Genomic DNA, 20584 nt, shown 5'->3' with positions numbered 1-20584 from the left:
GCGGGGTGCAGGTGCCGGGGGTCGCGGGGCGCGGGGCGCGGGGCGCGGTTGAGGCGCTCGGCCGTGCCGTTGCTCCGGGGCCGGTGGGGGCGGGTCCGCCCGGGGGCGGTCCCGGCCGATGCCGACGCCGTGTGCCGGTCGCGGCGGGGACGGTGGCAGGCGCCGTTGTCGGTCAGGATCCGTTCGACGGTGGTCCCGGCCCGGGGGACGCGTTCATCCGGCCGGTGCGGGGCCGCCGGAGCCCACCGCGCGCAGCGCACTCTGGTGGCTGAGCCAGCCGACGGGACCGCCCTGTTCGGTGTCGAGCACGGGGACCCCGGTGCCCGCGGCCGAGATCAGGGTGTGCAGCGCCTGGGCCAGTGGCTGGTCGGCGGTGACGGGGTCGGGCGACTCGGCGAGCCGGCCGACGCTGGACGGGACGGTGTCCGGCTGGTCGGAGAGGGCTTCGGCCACCGCCCGCGCGGTCACCACGCCGACGTACTCGCCGCCGCCGTCCACCACGGGGAGTGCGCCGTGGCCGGAGAGGCTCAGCAGGGCCGCCGCCTCCGTGAGGGGGGTGGCGGCGGGGAGCGCGGGGGGAAGGGGTTCCATGACCGCGCCGACGCGCTGAGCGCCGATCCGCGCGCCGGGGGCGGCGCCTTCGAGGTCGATGCCGCGCCTGCGCAGCTTGAGGGTGTAGACGGTGTCGCGGGTCAGCAGGCGGCTGGTGGCCGTCGCCAGCACGACGGCCAGCATCAGGGGCAGGATGATCGAGTACTCGCCCGTCAGCTCGAAGAGGATGACCACGGCGGTGATGGGTGCCCGCGCCGCCCCGGCGAACGTGGCACCCATGCCGACCAGGGCGTACGCGCCCACCGCTCCGGCCGAGTGCGGCAGCACGTGTCCCGCGCCGATGCCGTACGCGGAACCCAGCATGGCGCCGATGAACAGGCTGGGGGCGAAGACGCCGCCCGATCCGCCGATGCCGATGGTGAGGCTGGTGGCCACGACCTTGCCCGCCAGGAGCAGCAGCAGGAAGCCGAACGCGTAGCCGCCCTCGGTCGCCTTCTCCAGTACGGGGTACCCCACCCCGTACATCTGGGGCAGGGCGAGGAGGACCAGGCCGAGGGCCAGGCCCCCGACGGCGGGGCGGAGCCATTCGGGGCCGCGCCAGAGCCAGTCGCAGGCGTCCTCGATCAGATAGAGCGCCCTGGCGAAGCCGACACCGGTCAGGGCGGCGACGACCCCGAGCAGACCGAACAGGGCGTACTGGTCGAGGTGATCGACATGGAACGCGGGCAGCTCCAGGAAGGCGACGTCACCGAAGGCGGCCCGCCCGATGACGCTCGCGGTGACGCTGGACAGCACCGTCGCGCCGAAGGCCTCGGCGGAGAAGGTGCCGAGGATGAGTTCCAGGGCGAAGAACACCCCGGCCAGCGGCGCGTTGAAGGTGGCCGCGATTCCGCCTGCCGCACCGCAGGCGACCAGCAGCTTCGTACGGCCCTCGGCCGCCTTCGTCACCCGGCCGAGGGTCGAACCCAGGGCGGAGCCGATCTGCACGATCGGACCCTCCCGGCCCACCGAGCCACCCGATCCGATGGTCAGCGCGGAGGCCAGCGTCTTGACGACGGCGACCCGCGGGCTGATCCGGCCGCCGCGCTGGGCCACCGCGAGCATCACCTCGGGCACGCCGTGCCCCCGGGCCTCCTTGGCGAACCGGTTCACCAGCGGGCCGTACAGCAGGCCGCCGAGCACCGGCGCCAGAAGCACGAACCAGGGTCCCAGCCAGGGCACATGAGGGTTGCTCGCGCCCGGGACCGCCGCGTAGTCGTGATGCCCGGACAGCAGTCCGGTGAAGAAGTCGATGCACCAGCGGAAGACGACGGAGCCCACGCCCGCGCCCGCGCCGACCAGCACGGCGGCGACCATCACCCCCCAGGCGGCGCTGCCCGGCGGCGCGAACCTCCGCGTCGCCGTGAAGCCGCGCGGTGTCCCGCCGAGGGAGCGCTTCCCGCCGGTCGCCGCCGGTGCCGCACCCATGTGTTCCCCTCTCATTTCTTGCATGATGCAAACATAAGGCGAGAGCAAGCCGCCGAGGCATCGCCCCGGGAAAGCGAAGAGTGGACGTCCACACCGCCCGAACGGCACCCCACATGGGCGGTATGGAGCGGCATGCGGCGGCGCATCCGGACAGCCTCGGCACGGTCCGCGCGGGAAGCGACGCCGCCCCGAGCGCGGGGCGATCACCTCTCGGCCTCGCTTCGGTAAAGAAGCCCGCACGGAAGGTCCCACGCCATCCATGCTTGCATAGTCTAAACATTGGGAGGCGAGTGGCCCCGTAGCCATCAGGTGGCCCTCCCCCGTACGTGACGGTTGGACGACCGATCGACCAGAGGGGGACGCGTGGGCGAACGGCGACCGGCTTCCGGGCCCGCGGCGCTGTCCTGGATTCCGGTGGCGGCCATGACCGTGGCGTCCGCCGCCGATGTCGTGGCCGGGCCCGGGGTGGGTTTTCTCCCGCTCATCTCGCTCGGCCCGGCGTTCTCCGGACTGGTCGGCGGATGGCGGCGCACCGCGGTCTTCGGCGGCGTGGCCCTGGCACTGTGTGTGGGACTGGGCCTGTACGACGGCCTGTTCGAGGAGCGGCGCGGCTTCACGGCGATGGCGTCGGTGGCGGGTGTCACCGCCGCCGGCATCGCTGCCGCCGTGATGCGTTCACGCCGGGAGGTGGAGCTGGCCAGGGTCCGGTCGATCGCGGAGGTCGCCCAGCGGGTGCTGCTGCGGCCGGTGCCGCGGACCGCCGGACCGCTGCGGGCGGCGGTGTCGTACACCTCGGCCGTGGCCGAGGCCCGCATCGGCGGCGATCTCTACGAGGTCGTCGCCTCGCCCCACGGCGTTCGTGTGATCGTGGGCGACGTCCAGGGCAAGGGGCTGGCCGCCGTGGAGGCCGCCGCCGTGGTGCTGGGCGCGTTCCGGGAAGCGGCCCACGACGCACCCGACCTGCTCGGGCTGGGCGAGCGCCTGGAGCGGAGCGTGAGCCGGGAGCTGGAGGGTGAGCGGTTCGTCACCGCCGTGCTCGCCGAAATCGGGGCGGACCACGAGGCCCTGATCCTCAACTACGGGCATCCCAGCCCGATGCTGGTCCGCGACGACGGCTCCGTCGAGTTCCCCCGGCCACCCCGCTACGCGTTGCCGCTCGGCCTCGGCCTGCACGGCACCGAGGGCCCGCTGGCCCACCGGGTCGCCTTCGCGCCCGGCGACCAGATGCTGCTTTACACCGACGGCGTCACGGAGACCAGGGACGCGAGCGGTTCGTTCTACCCGCTCGGGGCACAGGCTCCCCTGCTCAGGGAGGCAGACGCGGACCGGGCGCTGGAGGGTCTGCGCGCCGACCTGGTGCGGCACGCCGCCGGACCGGTCCACGACGACGCCGCGATGCTGTTGCTCCGCTACCACCGACCGGCCGGTGAGAGCGCGGAACCGGACGTGTGAGCGGGCCGGGGGCGCGGACGCGGTAGAAAGGAATCATGCCCGAGCGAGATTCCCCCGTTCCGGGGGCGATGGACGACGTGGACGCGGTCACCCGTGCGGTGCTGACCGCTTCCAGGCTGCTGGTGGCCGTGTCCGCCCGGTCCCTGGCCGGTACGGAGGAGCGGGTGACGCTCCCGCAGTTCCGGATGCTGGTCGTGCTGGCCACTCGGGGTGCGACGAAGCTGGTGGCCCTCGCCGATCTGCTCCAGGTCGCGCCGTCAACCGCCATGCGCATGGTGGACCGGCTGATCGCGGCGGGGCTCGCCGAGCGGAAGGGCAACCCGGACAACCGGCGCGAGACCCTGCTCCTGCTCACGGAGGAGGGCCGTCGCACCGTGGAGCACGTCACGGCGCGGCGCCGGTCGGAGATCGCCGCCATCGTGGAGCTCCTGCGCCCGACGGAGCGGCTGGCACTCGTCGAAGCCCTGAACGCCTTCAACGAGGCGGGCGGTGAGCCGCCCGCCGCCACGGCGGACACGCCCGACCCGCATCCGCTCGGCTGGGCGATCTGAGCAACGGCGCTCACGTGCGTGACACGCCCCCGCGGGTCACTGCCCGGTGGCCCGCGTCAGTCCCTGGTGCCGCGCTCCCCGTCCGGGCGGGACGACTCCGCGTCGGTGTCGTCGTCGGCCAGTTCGTCGGGGGTGGGCGGACCCGTGGTCTGCGCCACGGGCGGCGTCGGCCCGGTGATCGTCTGGGGCTGGTCGGAACCGGGACGCACACTCGGCTGGGAACCCTCGGCGTGGGATGCGCCCGGCTTCTTGTCCTTCTCGGAATCTGCCATACAACGCGGGGTTCCCCATTCGCGCATCCCTAAGCTTCCGGTCAGTGGCTCCCCGCGAGTTCACCGCTGAGCTTTTCGTGGATCAGGGCACTCGGCCTGTTCAGGCCGGTGATCTCGACGTTCTTGCCGCGCCGGGCGTACTTGGTCTCGATCGCGTCCAGGGCGGCCACGGAGGAGGCGTCCCAGATGTGGGTGGCGGACAGGTCGATGACGACCTTCTCCGGGTCGGTGGCGTAGGCGAATTGTGTGACGAGGTCGTTGGAGGAGGCGAAGAAGAGCTCACCCGTGACCCGGTAGACGACCGTGTCCGCGTCGGGGCCGGCGACCCTGGTGACCTCGGCGAGGTGGGCGACGCGCCGGGCGAAGACGATCATGGCGGTGATGGTGCCGACGACCACACCGATGGCGAGGTTGTGGGTGGCGACCACGACGGCGACGGTGAGCACCATGACGGTGACCTCCCCGGCCGGCATGCGCCTGAGCGTCTTCGGGGCGACGGAGTGCCAGTCGAAGGTGGCGAACGACACCATCACCATCACGGCGACGAGCCCGGCCATCGGGATGTCGGAGACGGCGGGCCCGAAGACGACGCACAGCACCAGGAGGAACGCACCCGCCAGGAACGTCGAGAGCCGTGTCCGCGCGCCCGACACCCGTACGTTGATCATGGTCTGGCCGATCATGGCGCAGCCGCCCATACCGCCGAAGAAGCCGGTGACGATGTTGGCGATGCCCTGCCCGACGGACTCCCGGGTCTTGTCGGAGCGGGTGTCGGTGATGTCATCGACGAGCTTCGCGGTCATCAGCGACTCCATCAGGCCGACCAGCGACATGGCGAGCGCGTACGGCGCGACGGTGGTCAGCGTGTCGAGGGTGAAGGGCACGTCGGGCAGGCCGGGGGTGGGCAGCGAGGACGGCAGGGTGCCCTTGTCCCCGACGGTGGGCACGGTGATCCCGGCCGCGACCGTGATCACGGTCAGGACGACGATGGAGACCAGCGGTGCCGGGACCACTTTGGTGACCTTCGGGAAGAACACCATCAGCGCGAGCCCGCCGACGATCAGCGGGTAGACGGCCCAGGGCACGTCGCGCATCTCCGGCACCTGTGCCATGAAGATCAGGATGGCGAGCGCGTTGACGAACCCGACCATCACGCTGCGCGGCACGAACCGCATCAGCCTGGCGACCCCGGCCGCGCCGAGGACGACCTGGAAGACGCCGGCCAGGATGACGGCGGCGACCAGGTAGCCGAAGCCGTGCTCACGGTTCAGGGGCGCGGTGACGAGAGCGACGGCGCCGGTCGCGGCGGAGATCATGGCGCGGCGTCCGCCGACGACCGAGATCGTCACGGCCATCGTGAACGAGGTGAACAGGCCGATGGCCGGATCGACCCCCGCGATGACCGAGAACGAGATGGCCTCGGGGATCAGCGCGAGCGCCACGACGAGGCCCGCCAGGACCTCGGTACGCCAGACCTTCGGGTCTTTCAGCCAGTCGGACTTCGGGCCGCGCCGCAGCCAAGCGGCCGGGGACACTGCGGACGTACGCAAGAGCGGTTACCTGTCGTGCTCGGGCACACCCGTGCCTGGTGGGGGCGTGCGGTGGGGGACGGAGGTCCTGGGACGGTCCTCCGCGAGGCCCGCACGCGGCGGGCCGAGGTCACGGGGCGGCGGCGGTCACGAGCCGGGGACCGGCGCGCCTTCCCGGCGGCCGGGGATCACGGCGCGTTCCGGCCGGGGACGATCACGGCGGGCAGGCGGCGGCGCTGATCGCCCTGGGCATGCGCACGCTCTCTCCTGCTGGGTGACCGGTCTTCGCCGGGAGGCCGCCGACTCGACACGGCCGACGGTCACGGGGAACGGTCCCGCACCATATCGCGGCGGCGTGGACACGTCGAACCGACTTCCCGCCCCGTGCGCGGCGCTGGGCCGCCTTTCGGCACGGCGCACGCGGGGGTGCGCGTACGGCCCGCCGAGGCGGCTCAGGGCTTCGGGTTCCCGGCCTTTCCCGGCTGTTTCGGTGGCTTCGGCCCGTTCGGGGGCTGCGGTTTTTTCCCGGCTTCCGGTCCGTTCGCGGTCCTCGGCCCGTCCCCGGCCCTCGGCGCCGTGGCCCGGCCCGGCGGTCGCGGCGCGGTCCTGGCGGGCGTCTCGCCGATTCCGGTGGCGGTACTCCCGCCACGGAGCGTCGTGGGTCCGTCGGCCGTGACCACGCCGACGGACCGTTGCGCCGGAGTCCGGCCGCCGCGCCGGTCCGTGGCGCCGGTGTCCCCGGCGCCGTCGCCGGCGCCGTTCGCACCGTCACGGCCGGTCGGCCCAACCGTGTCCGCCTTGGCTGCCGTATCGCCCTTCCGCGCCGCGCCGTCCCGGCCGGACTCGGCAGCCGGAGTGCTGGTGACCTCCGCCTTGTCCCGGCCGCCGACGTGCGCCGTGGAGTGATCCATGACGACGAACGCCGTCGCCATGACGGCCGCGAGTGCGGTGCACACGCCGACGGTCCGGGCACGTCCTCGGGCGGACGGACCGCCCGTCCCTGCCCGCACCGCGCCGGGCACCGGCTGGTGGGGCGTGCCGTCCAGCGTCGGCGGGCCGTCGGAACCGGGCACCGCCGGAGTCCGGAGCGCCACCGGCTCGGCGGCGGGCCGCGCGCCGGTGTCGTCGTACCGCGCGAGCACGCGGGCGCAGTCACCCGCCGCCGGACGGGCGGCTTCCTCCAGGGCCGTCATGTCCCGCAGGAGACCGGCCAGTTCCGGCGGCAGGTGAGCGGGGACCACGGGCTGGCGGTGCAGCCGCGCGATCGCCGCTTCGAGCGGACCGCCCTCGTACTCCAGCCTGCCGGTGAGACCTTCGAGGAGTACGAGGCCCAGCGCGTAGATGTCGGATGCGCGGCCGACGGGACGGCCCAGGACCTGTTCGGGCGAGAGATAGGCGGCCGTCCCCACGAGGGTTCCGGTGGCTGTGCGGGTGGTGGCGTCCAGCAGGCGGGAGATGCCGAAGTCCGTCAGATAGGGCCGCCGGGCGGCATCGAGGAGGATGTTGGACGGTTTGACGTCCCGGTGGATGACGCGCGCCTCGTGTGCGTGCGCCAGCGCGTCGGCGAGGTCCGCGCCGAGCCGGGCGGTCTCCGGCACGGACAGCACGCCCTGGGCGATGCGCTCCTTCAGCGTGGCGCCCTCGATCAGCTGCATGACCAGGAACCCACGGCCGTTGTGCCGTCCCGCGTCGTACGCGGTGACGAGGCCCGGGTGGTGGAGCCTGGCGAGGATCATCCCCTCGCCGTGGACGTTCTCCTCGGCGTCGAAGCCGGTGCCGGGCCGGAAGACCTTCACCGCCACGGGGCGCCGCAGCCGCAGATCGAATCCCCGGTGGACGTCGGCCGCGCCGCCGGAGCCGAGGACACCGTCGAGGCGGTACCGGCCGCCGAGGATGCCGACGGAACACCGGGCGGCCGTGCCCAGGGCCGCGTCACGAAGCCGCATTCTTCTCCACTCCCGCCGCGTCGAGGGGCGAACACCCCCTGGCGAGCCGTGGCCGACGCGCCGCCGCAAGCAGGTACCCACCGGGAGCCCGGCTACCCGCACCCGCGCGGTGCCCTCGGCGAAAAACCCGGTGGCACCGGGGCGTGCTTCGCAAGGGGCGTCGTCCGTCCGAAGGGCGGGCCGGGCGGCCGGGTCACGCCAGGCTGTCCCGCCAGGCCTGGTGGAGGGCCGCGAACTTGCCGGTGCCCGCGATGAGTTCGGCGGGGTGGCCGTCCTCGATGATGTGGCCGTGTTCCATGACGAGGACGCGGTCGGCGATCTCGACGGTGGAGAGACGGTGGGCGATGACGACGGCCGTACGGCCCTTGAGGACGGTGGACATGGCGTGCTGGACGGCGCGTTCGCCGGGGATGTCCAGGGAGCTGGTGGCCTCGTCGAGGATGAGGACGGCCGGGTCGGCGAGCAACGCCCGTGCGAAGGCGACGAGTTGGCGTTGTCCGGCGGAGATGCGGCCACCGCGTTTGCGGACGTCGGTGTCGTAGCCGTCGGGCAGGGAGCTGATGAACTCGTGGGCGCCGATGGCCTTCGCGGCACGTTCGACGTCGGCGCGGTCGGCGTCGGGACTGCCGATGGCGATGTTGTCCGCGACGGTGCCGGAGAACAGGAACGCCTCCTGGGTCACCATGACCACCCCGCGCCGCAGTGCGGGCGTGGACAGGTCGCGCAGATCCACGCCGTCCAGCAGGACCCGCCCGTCGGTGGGGTCGTAGAAGCGGGCGAGGAGTTTGGCGAGGGTGGACTTGCCCGCGCCGGTGGCGCCGACCACGGCGACGGTCTGCCCGGCGGGCAGGGTCAGCGCGAACGGGGGCAGCACCTCACCGCCGGTGCGGTAGGCGAACCGCACGTCCTCGAAGACGACCTCACGGCCGGGCAGATCACCACGGGCGGGCGGGAGTTCGCGGGGGTGTGCGGGTTCCGGGACGGACGGGGTCTGGGCCAGCAGCCCGGCCACCTTCTCCAGCGAGGCGGCGGCGGACTGGTAGGAGTTGAGGAACATGCCGAGCCGGTCGATGGGGTCGTACAGACGCCGTAGATACAGCACGGCGGCGGCCAGGACGCCGAGTTCGAGGGAACCGGACGCCACCCGGTAGGCGCCCCAGAGGACGATCGCGGCGACCGTGGTGTTGGCGACCAGGCGGGAGCCCACGACGTACCGGGCCATCTCCAGCAGGGCGTCGCCGTTGGTGCGTTCGTGGCTGTGGTTCAGCCCGGCGAACTCCCTCTCGTTGACCTTCTCCCGGCGGAACGCCCGCACCGGGCGGATGCCGTTGACGGTCTCCACGAACTTGACGATCACCGCGGCGATGGCGGTGGACCGGATGCCGTAGACCCGGCCCGCGCGCCGCTGGTACATCCGGACCAGCACATACAGCGGGCCGAACGAGGCGACCGCGACCGCGCCGAGGGAGAGGTCGAGCCAGAGCAGCGTCGCCAGGATGTAGACGAACGAGAGGACGACCGTGATGAGTTCCTGGAGCCCCTCGTCGAGGAGTTCGCGCAGCGACTCCACGTCGGTGGTGGAGCGGGAGATCAGCCGCCCGGAGGTGTACCGCTCGTGGAAGTCGAGGCTGAGCGCCTGCGCGTGCCGGAAGATCCGGCCGCGCAGGTCGAGCAGCACGTCCTGGTTGACGCGCGCGGACGCCTGGATGAAGGCGTACTGGAGCACACCGCTGAGCAGCGCGCACAGCGGATAGCCGACGGCGACCGCGATCAGCGGCCCGCTGTCGTCCCGCCGGAACGCGGGCACCGCCCGGTCGATGGTGTACGCCACGAGCAGCGGCCCGGCCTGCACGGCCGCCTGCTGGAGCAGCAGGAGCAGGGTGGTCACGCCGACCCGCGCCTTCATCGGCGCGAGCAGGGAGCGCAGCAGGGCCCGGGTGGCGCCGGGCGGGGAGGGGAGGTCGTCGCCGGTGAAGGCGTCGTCGGCGGGGGGCTTCGGAGTGGGCGGGGTGTCCTGCGGGGCGGAGCTCCGGGCCGGGGTGCTCTCGCGCTCGGCCGGGTCGCGCTGCCCGGTGCCGGTGGTGGTGGTGGTGGTGCTCAACAGGGGACTCCCTCGTCGGTGCGGGTGGTGGCGCGCGCCGGAGGGCCGGCGGGGTGGGGCGTAAACGGGGCGCTCATCGCAGCGCCCCCTCGTCGGCGCGGGCGTCGGGCGTCTCCCGCTCGCCGGACATCAGGTGGGCGTACTCCGCGTTGGTGCGCAGGAGTTGCTGGTGGGTGCCGACGGCGGTGATCCGGCCGCCGGAGAGCAGGGCGACGCGGTCCGCGAGGAGCACGGTGGACGGGCGGTGGGCGACGATCAGCGCGGTGGTGTCCGCGAGGACCTGCCGCAGCGCGGCCTCGACGGCGGCCTCGGTGTGCACGTCGAGCGCGGACAGCGGGTCGTCGAGGACGAGGTACGGGGGTCTGCCGACGACCGCGCGGGCCAGCGCGAGACGCTGCCGCTGGCCGCCGGAGAGGCTGAGCCCCTGTTCACCGACCTGGGTGGCGGTGCCCTCGGGCAGGGTGTGCGCGAAGTCGGCCTGGGCGACGGCGAGGGCGCGGTCCAGGTCGCCGTCGGCCGGTTCGCCCGCGACGCCCATCAGGACGTTCTCCCCGACGGACGCGGAGAACAGGGTGGGTTCCTCGAAGGCGACGGACACCTTGGCGCGCAGTACCTCGCGGGGCAGGTCGGCGATGTCGGTGCCGTCCAGGGTGATGCGCCCGGCGGTGACCTCGTGGAGCCGGGGCACGAGCGCGGTGAGGGTGGTCTTGCCGCTGCCGGTGGCACCGACCAGGGCGAGCGACTCGCCGGGGCGGATGTGCAGGTCCACGCCGTCGAGGAGGGGCGGGGAGGCGGGGTCGGCGTCGGGGTAGCGGAAGGTGACGTTCTCGAAGCGGAGCCCACGGACGGGGGCGCCGGAAGCACCGGGGGCGGCGGGATCGGGGCTGGGGGTGCCCGGGCCGGGGGCGCCGGAAGCGGAGTCGGGGGCGGAGTCCGCCTGCCGGGGCAGCGCCTCGCTCTCCGGTTCCTCGTCCAGCACCTCGAAGTACCGTTCCGTCGCGGTGGCCGCCTCCTGGCTCATGGCGAGGAGGAAGCCGATGGAGTCCACCGGCCAGCGCAGCGCGAGGGCGGTGCTGAGGAAGGCGACCAGGGTTCCGGCCGACAGGCCGCCGTCGGCCACACGCAGCGCGCCGAGCACCAGGGTGGCGCCGATGGCGATCTCCGGGAGTGTGACGATGACGCCCCAGATCGCCGCGAGCAGCCGGGCCTTGCGGAGTTCGGTGCCGCGCAGCGAGACGGAGAGGTCCCGGAAGGCGCGGGCCTGGCTGCGGTGCCGCCCGAAGCCCTTGATGACGCGGATGCCGAGGACGCTCTCCTCGACCACCGTCGTCAGGTCGCCCACCTGGTCCTGGGCGCGCCGCGCGACCTCGGCGTAGCGCCGCTCGAACACCGCGCACATCCACATCACGGGGATCACGGGGACGAGGACGACCAGGCCCAGCACCCAGTCCTGCATCAGCATGATGGCCATGCCGACGAGGATCGTCACCGCGTTGACCAGCAGGAACGTCAGCGGGAACGCGAGGAACATGCGCAGCAGCATCAGATCCGTGGTGCCGCGGGACAGCAACTGCCCCGACGCCCACCGGTCGTGGAAGGCGACGGGCAGCCGTTGCAGATGCCCGTAGAGCCTGGCCCGCATGTCGGCCTCGACGCGGGACAGCGGGCGGGCCACCAGCCAGCGCCGCACCCCGAACAGCACGGCCTCGGCGACCCCGAGCAGCAGCAGCCACAGCGCTCCGAGCCACACCCCGGCGGGGTCCCGGTGCGCGACCGGGCCGTCCACCATCCATTTCAGCACCAGCGGGATCACCAGCCCCACGCAGGAGGCGACGACGGCGACGGCCGCGGCGGTGAACAACCGCCCCCGCACCGGCCGCACGAACGGCCACAGCCGCAACAGCACCCGGACGGCGGAACGTTCGGCAGCGGGCTTCACAGACAGACTCACGGGCGCACTCGCGGGGGATTCGGTGTCATGACCACCCACCCGAGCCTACAAACCCCCACCGACAACGCCCACCGAGTTTCGCCCCGGCCGGGGTCGGTCGGAGGACGTAGGACTCGGTGGGCGGGGAGGGCGCGGGTCCACCGGGCTCGGGCGGCGGGGTCGGGCGCCGGGCTCGGGCTCGTACGCCGGGCTCGGGCGGCGGGGTCGTAGGGGCGTATCAGCCGATCGGTTGATGCCAGGCCGGGCGGGACGGGCGATGTGGCGGGCGACTCTCTTCGGGACGCTGTTCCTATGGCATCGGTCATCGAAGTGAGCGGGTTGCGCAAGTCGTACGGAGGTCGGCCCGTGGTGGACGGGGTGTCCTTCGGGGTGGAGGAAGGGGAGATCTTCGGGGTGCTCGGGCCGAACGGGGCCGGGAAGACGACGACCGTGGAGTGTGTGGAGGGGCTGCGGGTTCCGGACGCGGGGCGGGTCCGGGTGACCGGGCTCGATCCGGTGGCCGATCACCGCGAGGTGGCGCGAGTTCTCGGCGCCCAGCTCCAGCAGAGCCAGTTGCAGCCCAAGCTGACCGTGCGGGAGGCGCTGGAGTTGTACGCCTCCTTCTACGAACACCCCTCCGACTGGAAGGCGTTGGTCGAGCGGCTGGAGCTGGGGGCGCGGCTGGACACGCGGTTCGGGAAGTTGTCCGGGGGCCAGCAGCAGCGGCTGTTCATCGCGCTGGCGCTGATCGGCGGGCCGCGGGTGGTGGTGCTGGACGAGTTGACGACGGGGCTCGATCCGCGCGCCCGCCGGGACACCTGGGAGCTGATCGAGGACGTGCGGGCGGGCGGGGTGACCGTGCTGCTCGTCACGCACTTCATGGAGGAGGCGCAGCGGCTCTGCGACCGTATCGCCGTGATCGACAAGGGGAGGGTGGCCGCGCTGGACACGCCCGCCGGGCTGATCCGGCGCTCGGCGGGCGGGACGGTGGTGTCGTTCACGCCGTCGGCGGAGCTGCCCGGAGCGGAGCTGCGCGCGCTGCCCGCGCTGGCCTCGGTGGCGGACCGGGACGGGCGGATCACTCTGACCGGCACCGACGAGACCGTCACCGCCCTGCTGTCCCTGCTCGCCCGACTCCGCGTCACCGCACACCAGTTGCGGGTCACCGACGCCACGCTGGACGACGCGTTCCTCGACCTGACGAAGGAGGACGCCGCATGAGCACCGCCGTGCTGCGCACCGAGATCCGGCTGTTCGGGCGGGAGCCCGGCGGCATCTTCTGGATTCTGCTCTTCCCCACGCTGCTGCTGGTGATCCTCGGGTCCATCCCGTCGTTCCGGCAGCCCGACCCGTCGTTCGGCGGGCTGCGCCCGGTGGACGCGTACGTGCCGGTCGCCGTGCTGCTCGGGCTGATCGTCGGCGGCGTCCAGTCGATGCCGCAGACCCTGACCGGCTACCGCGAGCGCGGCATCCTGCGCCGGATGTCCACCACCCCGGTACGGCCGGGGGCGCTGCTCACCGCGCACATGTGCGTGTACGGCGGGGCCGCGCTCTGCTCGGCGCTGCTCGCGCTGGCGGTGGGCCGACTGGCGTTCGGCGTGGCCCTGCCCCGGCAGGGCGCGGGGTACGCGCTGGCCCTGCTCGCCTCCGTACTGGTCGCCCTGGCGCTCGGCTCGGTGGTGACCGCGCTGTCCCGGACGACGAAGATCGCCGGGGCGATCGGCTCGGCCGTGTTCTTCCCGTCCATGTTCTGCGCGGGCGTCTGGCTGCCGGTCCAGGCCATGCCGGACGCGCTGGCGCGGGGCGTCGGCTACACCCCGTTCGGCGCCGCGGCCGAGGCACTGAACCGGACGGCCGCCGGGCACTGGCCCGGCTGGGCCCACCTGGGTGTCCTCGCGGTGTGGTTCGTCCTGCTGACGGCGGGGGCACGGCGCTGGTTCCGCTGGGAGTGAGGCACGCGGTGGCGGAGACTGGGGCGATGCGCGAGACGAACGGCGAGGGAGCGGGGGCGGACGGGGCTGACGGGGGTGACGGGGCTGACGGGACCACTGAGGCGGCCGGGGCCAACAGGAAGGGCGGAGCGGCCGACATGGCTGCGGCGGACGTGTCCGGACCCGGCGGGCCCCGGACGCCCGGGCGCTCGGTGCCCGACGTGGTCGCCGGTCGTTCCGTGCCCGGCGCCTCGGTGAGCGGGCCGCTGCGGGACATGGAGACCGTGGCCCAGCGGTGGGCGCTGTTCCACCGCTGGGGGCCGCTGGCGCTGCTCGGGGTGGGGACCCTGGTGGCGCTGTCGGCGGCGGACGCGATCGGGATGTCGCGGCGCGCGGAGGCGCTGGCCGGGGCGCTGGTCGGGGCCGCCCTGCTGCTGGAGCTGGGCTGGCACGTGGTGGGCCGGAATCGCTCCACGCCGGGTCCGGCGAGCGGCTGCTACTACGGGCTGCGCTGGGCGTGCGGTTTCACGCTGACCTGGCTGAACCCGCTGTTCGCGTTCTACGCGGTGATCGGCTACTTCAGCGCCGAGCGGCTGCTGCCGCGCCGGGTGCGCAAGGCGGGCCTGCTGGCGACCGCCGTCACGGTGGCCGGTTCGCAGGCGGGCGGACTGCCCCCGCGGGGCGGCACGGGCTGGCTGGTGTTCGGCGCGATCCTCGGGGTGAACGTGCTGCTGCTGGCCCTCTTCGCGCATCTCGCCGCGCTGGAGGACGCGCGGGCCCGCGCGCAGGCCGAGGCCATCACCGAACTGGAGCGCACCAACGGCGCGTTGCAGCGGGCGCTGGACGAGAACGCGGCGCTGCACGCCCAACTCCTGGTGCAGGCGCGGGAAGCGGGCGTGGCCGACGAACGGCGCCGCCTGGCCGCCGAGATCCACGACACCATCGCGCAGGGCCTGACCGGGATCATCGCCCAGCTTCAAGTAGTGGCCGGAGCGCATGACTTGACCACGGCCCGTACCCATCTGGAGCGGGCGTCCGCGCTGGCGCGGCACTCGCTCGGGGAGGCCCGCCGTTCGGTGCACAACCTGGTTCCGGTGGCGCTGGCCTCCGACGGGCTGCCGCGGGCGCTGCGCTCGACGGTCGAGGAGTGGTCCGCGCGTACGGGGGTCCCGGCCCGGTTCACCGTGACGGGCACCGAGGAGGTCCCGCACGACGAGATCTCCGCGACCCTGCTGCGCATCGCCCAGGAGGCGCTGTCGAACACGGCCCGGCACGCCGGGGCGACCCGTGCCGGGGTGACGCTGTCGTTCATGGGGGACGAGGTCGTCCTCGACATCCGGGACGACGGCGGCGGCTTCGACCCGGCCGCCGTACCGGCGCGCGGCCGGTCCGGCGGGTTCGGCCTGGACGGGATGCGGGCGCGGGCGGAGCGGGTCGCGGGCTCGCTGGCGGTGGAGTCCGAGCCGGGCCAGGGCACGGCGGTCTCGGCTCGCGTACCGTTGGTGCGCGATGACCGCTGACCCCTCGGGCACGGACCCGCGATGACCGCCGAGCCCCTGATCACGCTGCTGATCGTCGATGACCACCCCGTGGTGCGCGACGGTCTGCGCGGCATGTTCGAGTCGTCGCCCGGCTTCCGGGTGCTCGGGGAGGCGGCGGACGGCGTCGAGGCGCTGGCGCGGGCGGCGGCCCTGGACCCGGACGTGGTCCTGATGGACCTGCGGATGCCCGGCGGTTCCGGGGTGGCGGCGATCCGCGAGCTGACCCGGCGCGGCGCCCGCGCCAAGGTGCTGGTCCTCACCACGTACGATACGGACTCCGACACGCTGTCCGCGATCGAGGCGGGCGCGACCGGCTATCTGCTGAAGGACGCGCCGCGCGAGGAGCTGTTCACGGCGGTACGGGCCGCCGCCGAGGGCCGTACGGTGCTCTCCCCGGCCATCGCCTCCCGGCTGGTGTCGGCGGTCCGCTCCCCCGGCGGTGAGCCGCTGTCCGCCCGTGAGCGCGAGGTGCTCGCCCTGGTCGCGCGCGGTACCTCCAACCGGGAGATCGCCCGCGAGCTGTTCATCAGCGAGGCCACGGTGAAGACCCATCTCACCCATTTGTACGCCAAGTTGGGCGTGAAGGACCGGGCCGCCGCGGTGGCGACGGGGTACGAGCGGGGCATTCTGGGCTGAGGCCCGCGGCGCGCCGGGCGCGCGCCGGGGCACTGTTCACGCCGTCTCGCGCGCCCCTCGGCGGAGGTCCTCGGCCGGGCCGATATTCGATGGAACCCCGCGTTCCACCCCCGGTAGGGTCGGCCGCTCGCGTCGGACCCTCCGGACGGTCCGGACACACCAGACGGAGTCGCGGGGGCACCGCCAGGATGATCGATGTGTACGAGGACCCGGGTGAGCCCGATGTGCGGGGCGGCTGGCGGTACTTGTGGTGGCTGGTGCGCTGCCAGGCGGGCCGGTCGCTGGCCGGTGCGGTGCTGAGCACGGTGTGGATGGGGCTGCTCGCGGTGCAGCCGTATCTGATGGCGCGGGCGGTGGGCGACGGGCTGCTGCCGGGGCGGACCGGGGTACTGGCCGGGTGGACCGGCGCGATGTTCGCGGTGGGCGCGCTGGCCGCGTGGGTGAGCATCATGCGGCACCGGACCATGACACGGGTCCGGATGGACGCCAACTTCCGTACGGTGAAGCTGATCGTGGGGCACACGGTGCGGCTGGGCGCGGTGCTGTCGCGCCGGGCGGGGGCCGGGGAGGTCGTGACGATCGGCGTCGGTGACGTGCAGACGATCGCCGTGGCGCTGACCGCGGTCGGTCCGGGTGTCGGCTCGCTGATGGTGTATCTGCTGGTGGCGGCCGTGCTGTTCAGCGTCTCGGCGCAGCTCGCGGCGGTGGTGGTGCTGGGCATGCCGGTGATCGCGCTGCTGACCGGGCCGCTGACCCGGCGGCTCCAGGGCGTGGAGACCGCGTACCGGGACCGGCAGGGTGTGCTCGCGGCCCGCATCGGCGACCTCGCGGCGGGGCTGCGCGTCCTCAACGGCCTCGGCGGCAAGGGCCTGTTCGCGGACGCGTTCCGCGCGGACTCGCGGGAGCTGCGCGACCGGGGGTACCGGGTGGGCGCGGTGGCGAGCTGGGTCCAGGCGTTCGGCCTCGGACTGCCGACGCTGTTCCTGGCGGTGGTCGCCTGGCTCGCGGCCCGGCTGACCGCGCAAGGGACCATCGGCGTGGCCGACCTGGTGGCGGTGTACGGCTATGTGGCGGTGCTGCTCGGCCCGGTGGCGTTCATCGTGGAGGTGGGGTACGAGCTGAACCGGGCCGTGGTCGCCGCCCGCCGGGTCACCGGCCTGCTGCGCATCGCCCCGGAACCCGACACGGGCACGCTGCCCGCGCCGTCCGGCCCGGCGGAGCTGTACGACCCCGGTTCCGGGGTGCGGGTGCCGCCCGGCCGTCTGGTCGCGCTGGCCGCCGCCCGCCCGGCCGACGCCACCGCCGTGATCGACCGGCTCGGCCGCTACGGCCCCACGGACGCGACCTGGGGCGGTGTCCGCCTGGACGCCGTACCGCTGGCCGACGTACGGGCCCGTGTCCTCGTCGCGGACCATGAGGCGGGCCTGTTCGCGGGGCCGCTGCGGGACATCCTGGCATCGGGACCGGAACGCGAACGGGACTTCTCCGAGGCCGAGTTGGCCCGCGCGGTGCACGCCTCCGCCGCCGAGGACGTGGTACGGGGGCTGCCGGACGGTCTCGACACGGAGCTGGCCGGGCAGGGCCGTACCCTCTCCGGCGGTCAGCGCCAGCGGGTCCGGCTCGCGCGGGCGCTGCTCGCCGATCCCGAGGTGCTGCTCGCGGTGGAGCCGACCTCGGCGCTGGACGCCCACACGGAGGCCCTGGTCGCCTCCCGTCTCCGCGCGGCCCGGCCCGACCGCACGACGCTCGTGGTGACCACGTCGCCGCTGGTCCTGGACCACGCGGACACGGTGCTGTTCCTCACGGACGGCAAGGTACGGGCGGCGGGGCCGCACCGGCGGCTGCTGGTTCACGAGCCGGGGTACCGGGCGCTGGTGGCGCGGGACACGGGAGACGCGGAGGGTACGGAGGGTACGGAGGGTGACGTGCTGAACGGGGTTGCGGGACAAGGGAGTTCAGGGACGACGGGCGCCACGAAGCCGTCGGACCCGTCGGAACTGTCGGAGCTGTCGAAGCCGTCGAGGCCCTCGGAGGGCACGTTCGCCGGGGAGGCAGGGCGATGAGCGGTGGCGGGACGTGGGCCCTGCCCGTCGCCGACCGGGCCGGGGTGCGGCGGGCGACGGTGCGGCTGGTGAAGGCGGACCGGCGGCTGTTCGGGGCGTCGGTGGGGCTGAACGTGCTGGCGGCCGGGGCGGGGCTGGCCGGGCCGTGGCTGATCGGCCGGATCATCGACGAGGTGCGGGCCGGGCAGGGGGTCGGGGCGGTGGACCGGCTCGCGCCGTGGATCGTGGTGTGCGCGCTGGCCCAGTTGCTGCTGGCCCGCCAGGCACGGTACGCGGGGCACCGGTTCGGGGAGCGGACGCTGGCGCGGGTGCGCGAGCAGTACGTGGACCGGGTGCTCGCGCTGCCCGCGTCCACGGTGGAGCGGGCCGGTGCCGGTGATCTGACCACGCGCGGTACGGCGGACGTGACGGACGTCGGCACCACGCTGCGCGACCTCGGTCCGGAACTGCTGGTCAACGGGGTGCAGGCGGTGGCCGTGCTGGGCTCGGTGTGCGTGCTGAGCCCGCTGCTCGGGGTGCTGGGGCTGCTCGGTCTGACGCCGGTCTGGCTGGTGCTGCGCTGGTATCTGCGCCGGGCGCGGGACGGGTATCTCGCGCAGGGCGCGGCCACGTCACGGATCGCGGAGGCGGTGGCGGCGACGGCGGCCGGGGCGCGCACGGTGGAGGCGTTCCGGCTCCAGGACCGGCGGACGAGGGTGAGCCGGGACGCGCTGGAGGAGTCCCGGCGCACCCGCCTGTACACGCTGCGGCTGCGGTCGGTGTTCTTCCCTGTGGTCGAGACGTCGTACGCCGTCCCGGCGGCCGGGGTGCTGCTGCTCGGCGGGTGGCTGCACGGGCACGGGCTGATCGGGGTGGGCGCGGTGGTGGCCGCGGCGCTGTATCTGCGGCAGCTCACCGAGCCGTTGGACCAGATCCTGATGCGGGTGGAGCAACTCCAGGGCAGCGGTGCCTCGTTCGCGCGAGTGGAGGGCCTGGCGGCGGCGCCCGGCGCCCCGGTCGCGGAGGGCTCGCCGGAACCGGCGGACGACCGGATCGTGCTGCGCGGGGCGCGGTACTCCTACGAGCAGGGCGGCGAGGTGCTGCGCGGGGTGGACCTCACGGTGCGGCCGGGCGAACGGCTCGCCGTGGTGGGCCCGTCGGGCGCGGGCAAGACGACGCTGAGCCGACTGCTCGCGGGCGTGGACGCGCCGACCTCGGGCACGGTCACGGTCGGCGGGGTGCCGGTGTCGTCCCTGGAACCGGAGCGGCTGCGCCGCCAGGTCGTCCTGGTCACCCAGGAGCATCACGTGTTCCTGGGCACGGTCCGCGACAACCTGCTGCTGGCCGAACCGGGCGCCTCGGACGCCGAGTTGTGGGCCGCGCTGCGCGCGGTGGGCGCGTACGACTGGGTGCGTGCCCTCCCCGGCGCCCTGGACACGGTCCTCGGCCCCGGCGCCCACCCGGTGGACGGCGCCGGCGCTCAGCAACTCGCCCTGGCCCGCGTTGTGCTGGCCGATCCGCACACCCTCGTCCTCGACGAGGCCACCGCCCTCCTCGACCCCACCACCGCCCGCCACACCGAACGCGCCCTCGCCGCCGTCCTCGCCTCCCGCACGGTCATCGCCATCGCCCACCGCCTCCACACCGCCCACGACGCGGACCGCGTGGCCGTCATGGAAAACGGCCTCCTCACCGAACTCGGCACCCACGACGAACTGGTGGCGGCACAGGGCGCGTACGCGGCGCTGTGGCGGACGTGGCACGGGGAAGGGGGGTAGTCGGGGGCGGGGGCGGGGATAGCGGGGTGCGGGACCGCGTCCCGGGTGGTCGAGGCGGTCGTTGGGGCGGGTCCGGAAGACGGTGAGGAGTGGCTCACCCGTACGGGCAGTTGGGCCGGTCGGAATCGACACGGCGGGGAGGGAACGCGCGGCTCGTATCGCCGCGTGGCCGCCGGACAACGAGCGGGAACTGGCCCAACACCTCACTCGGTTCGCAGGCTGACCCGGTCGCCGCACCGCACCGAGGCCGCTCGGGCGGCACGAGCCGTCGGCCGCCCCCGGTGCGTCAGGACCGCGCCGTTTCCTCGATGACCCAGGAGAGGTACGCCTCCGACCCGTCGGTGACAGGCAGCACGACCCACTGGGGAACCTCGTACGGGTGCCGCTCCGACACCCAGGCCTCCAGGCGCGGAAGCCGGTCCGTGGTCGTCATGTACGAGATCCGCCACTCCCGCGCGGTCTGGACCTCACCGTTCCACCAGTAGAAGGCGGTGATCGGTGCGTCGATGTGGACACCGGCCGCCAGCCTGCTCTCGACCGCGCCCCGTGCCAGCGCCCTGGCCCCGTCCTCGTCGTCGCTGGTCGTCTGCGCGATCACGATGTCGGCCATACCCCTGCCCCTCCGCCTCAAGCTGCTCCGACCCTACTGGCACCTCTGCTCCGGCGCGCCCGGCGCTCCGAGTCCTCCGGGCACGGCACTCCGACACGGGATGCCCACGGACATCGCCATCGGTGCGAACCGGCCACGCGCGCACGGACATACGGGCGCGCCCCCGCACCCCGCCCCCCCCCCCCCCCCCCCCACCCCCCCCCCCCCCCCCCCCCCCCCCCCCCCCCCCCCCCCCCCCCCCCCGCC

The 20584-nt window shown here is 73.9% G+C and carries 15 protein-coding genes; 8 read left to right on the top strand and 7 right to left on the bottom strand.

Going from position 1 to position 20584, the window contains the following annotated elements:
- Positions 1 to 213: 213 nt before the first annotated feature.
- Complete coding sequence (locus KUM39_RS03080; protein ID WP_217784005.1) at positions 214 to 1908, bottom strand: chloride channel protein; 1695 nt, start codon at positions 1906 to 1908, stop codon at positions 214 to 216.
- 534 nt (positions 1909 to 2442) lie between these two features.
- On the opposite strand from KUM39_RS03080, the gene KUM39_RS03075 reads away from it, so the two are divergent.
- Entirely contained in the window at positions 2443 to 3471 is a 1029-nt protein-coding gene (locus KUM39_RS03075) for a PP2C family protein-serine/threonine phosphatase (RefSeq protein ID WP_217784004.1), read from the top strand.
- Between the two features lie 35 nt (positions 3472 to 3506).
- Positions 3507 to 4022 carry a MarR family winged helix-turn-helix transcriptional regulator gene (locus tag KUM39_RS03070; protein ID WP_217783787.1) on the top strand — a complete coding sequence of 172 codons (516 nt, stop codon included), beginning with the start codon at positions 3507 to 3509 and terminating at the stop codon, positions 4020 to 4022.
- Positions 4023 to 4078: 56 nt separating this feature from the next.
- On the opposite strand, the gene KUM39_RS03065 is transcribed toward KUM39_RS03070, so the two are convergent.
- The 5 genes from KUM39_RS03065 to KUM39_RS03045 all read right to left on the bottom strand — a co-directional run bounded on the left by KUM39_RS03065 (position 4079) and on the right by KUM39_RS03045 (position 11821).
- Positions 4079 to 4294, bottom strand: a complete 216-nt coding sequence (locus KUM39_RS03065) for a hypothetical protein (protein ID WP_217783786.1) — start codon at positions 4292 to 4294, stop codon at positions 4079 to 4081.
- 41 nt (positions 4295 to 4335) lie between these two features.
- On the bottom strand, positions 4336 to 5844 hold the full coding sequence (locus KUM39_RS03060; RefSeq protein WP_217783785.1) for a SulP family inorganic anion transporter: 1509 nt from the start codon (positions 5842 to 5844) through the stop codon (positions 4336 to 4338).
- Between the two features lie 431 nt (positions 5845 to 6275).
- On the bottom strand, positions 6276 to 7769 hold the full coding sequence (locus tag KUM39_RS03055; protein WP_246619507.1) for a serine/threonine-protein kinase: 1494 nt from the start codon (positions 7767 to 7769) through the stop codon (positions 6276 to 6278).
- Between the two features lie 193 nt (positions 7770 to 7962).
- Entirely contained in the window at positions 7963 to 9870 is a 1908-nt protein-coding gene (locus KUM39_RS03050) for an ABC transporter ATP-binding protein (RefSeq protein ID WP_217783784.1), read from the bottom strand.
- A 73-nt stretch (positions 9871 to 9943) separates the two neighbouring features.
- Positions 9944 to 11821, bottom strand: a complete 1878-nt coding sequence (locus KUM39_RS03045; RefSeq protein ID WP_217783783.1) for an ABC transporter ATP-binding protein — start codon at positions 11819 to 11821, stop codon at positions 9944 to 9946.
- Positions 11822 to 12112: 291 nt separating this feature from the next.
- On the opposite strand from KUM39_RS03045, the gene KUM39_RS03040 reads away from it, so the two are divergent.
- The 6 genes from KUM39_RS03040 (at position 12113) to KUM39_RS03015 (ending at position 19728) form a co-directional block, all read left to right on the top strand.
- The gene (locus KUM39_RS03040) at positions 12113 to 13021 is read left to right on the top strand and encodes an ABC transporter ATP-binding protein (protein WP_217783782.1); all 909 of its coding nucleotides are present in this window, start codon (positions 12113 to 12115) and stop codon (positions 13019 to 13021) included.
- Positions 13018 to 13752, top strand: a complete 735-nt coding sequence (locus KUM39_RS03035; RefSeq protein WP_217783781.1) for an ABC transporter permease — start codon at positions 13018 to 13020, stop codon at positions 13750 to 13752. The genes KUM39_RS03040 and KUM39_RS03035 overlap by 4 nt, the downstream gene beginning before the upstream one ends.
- A gap of 254 nt (positions 13753 to 14006) precedes the next feature.
- On the top strand, positions 14007 to 15251 hold the full coding sequence (locus KUM39_RS03030; RefSeq protein ID WP_217784003.1) for a sensor histidine kinase: 1245 nt from the start codon (positions 14007 to 14009) through the stop codon (positions 15249 to 15251).
- A gap of 21 nt (positions 15252 to 15272) precedes the next feature.
- Entirely contained in the window at positions 15273 to 15908 is a 636-nt protein-coding gene (locus KUM39_RS03025) for a response regulator (RefSeq protein WP_281425612.1), read from the top strand.
- 188 nt (positions 15909 to 16096) lie between these two features.
- Positions 16097 to 17971 (top strand): ABC transporter ATP-binding protein, encoded by a 1875-nt coding sequence (locus KUM39_RS03020; protein WP_217783780.1) that lies wholly within the window; start codon positions 16097 to 16099, stop codon positions 17969 to 17971.
- Positions 17968 to 19728 (top strand): ABC transporter ATP-binding protein, encoded by a 1761-nt coding sequence (locus KUM39_RS03015; protein ID WP_217783779.1) that lies wholly within the window; start codon positions 17968 to 17970, stop codon positions 19726 to 19728. Before KUM39_RS03020 ends, KUM39_RS03015 begins: the two co-directional genes overlap by 4 nt.
- Before the next feature lie 286 nt (positions 19729 to 20014).
- On the opposite strand, the gene cutA is transcribed toward KUM39_RS03015, so the two are convergent.
- Positions 20015 to 20338: a divalent-cation tolerance protein CutA gene (gene cutA, locus KUM39_RS03010; RefSeq protein ID WP_217783778.1), complete on the bottom strand. Its 324-nt coding sequence runs from the start codon at positions 20336 to 20338 to the stop codon at positions 20015 to 20017.
- Positions 20339 to 20584 lie beyond the last annotated feature (246 nt).

Origin of the sequence: Streptomyces corallincola (genome assembly GCF_019104725.1) — a bacterium.
Classification (GTDB): domain Bacteria; phylum Actinomycetota; class Actinomycetes; order Streptomycetales; family Streptomycetaceae; genus Streptomyces; species Streptomyces corallincola.
This window is presented reverse-complemented; position numbering and strand designations above follow the sequence as displayed.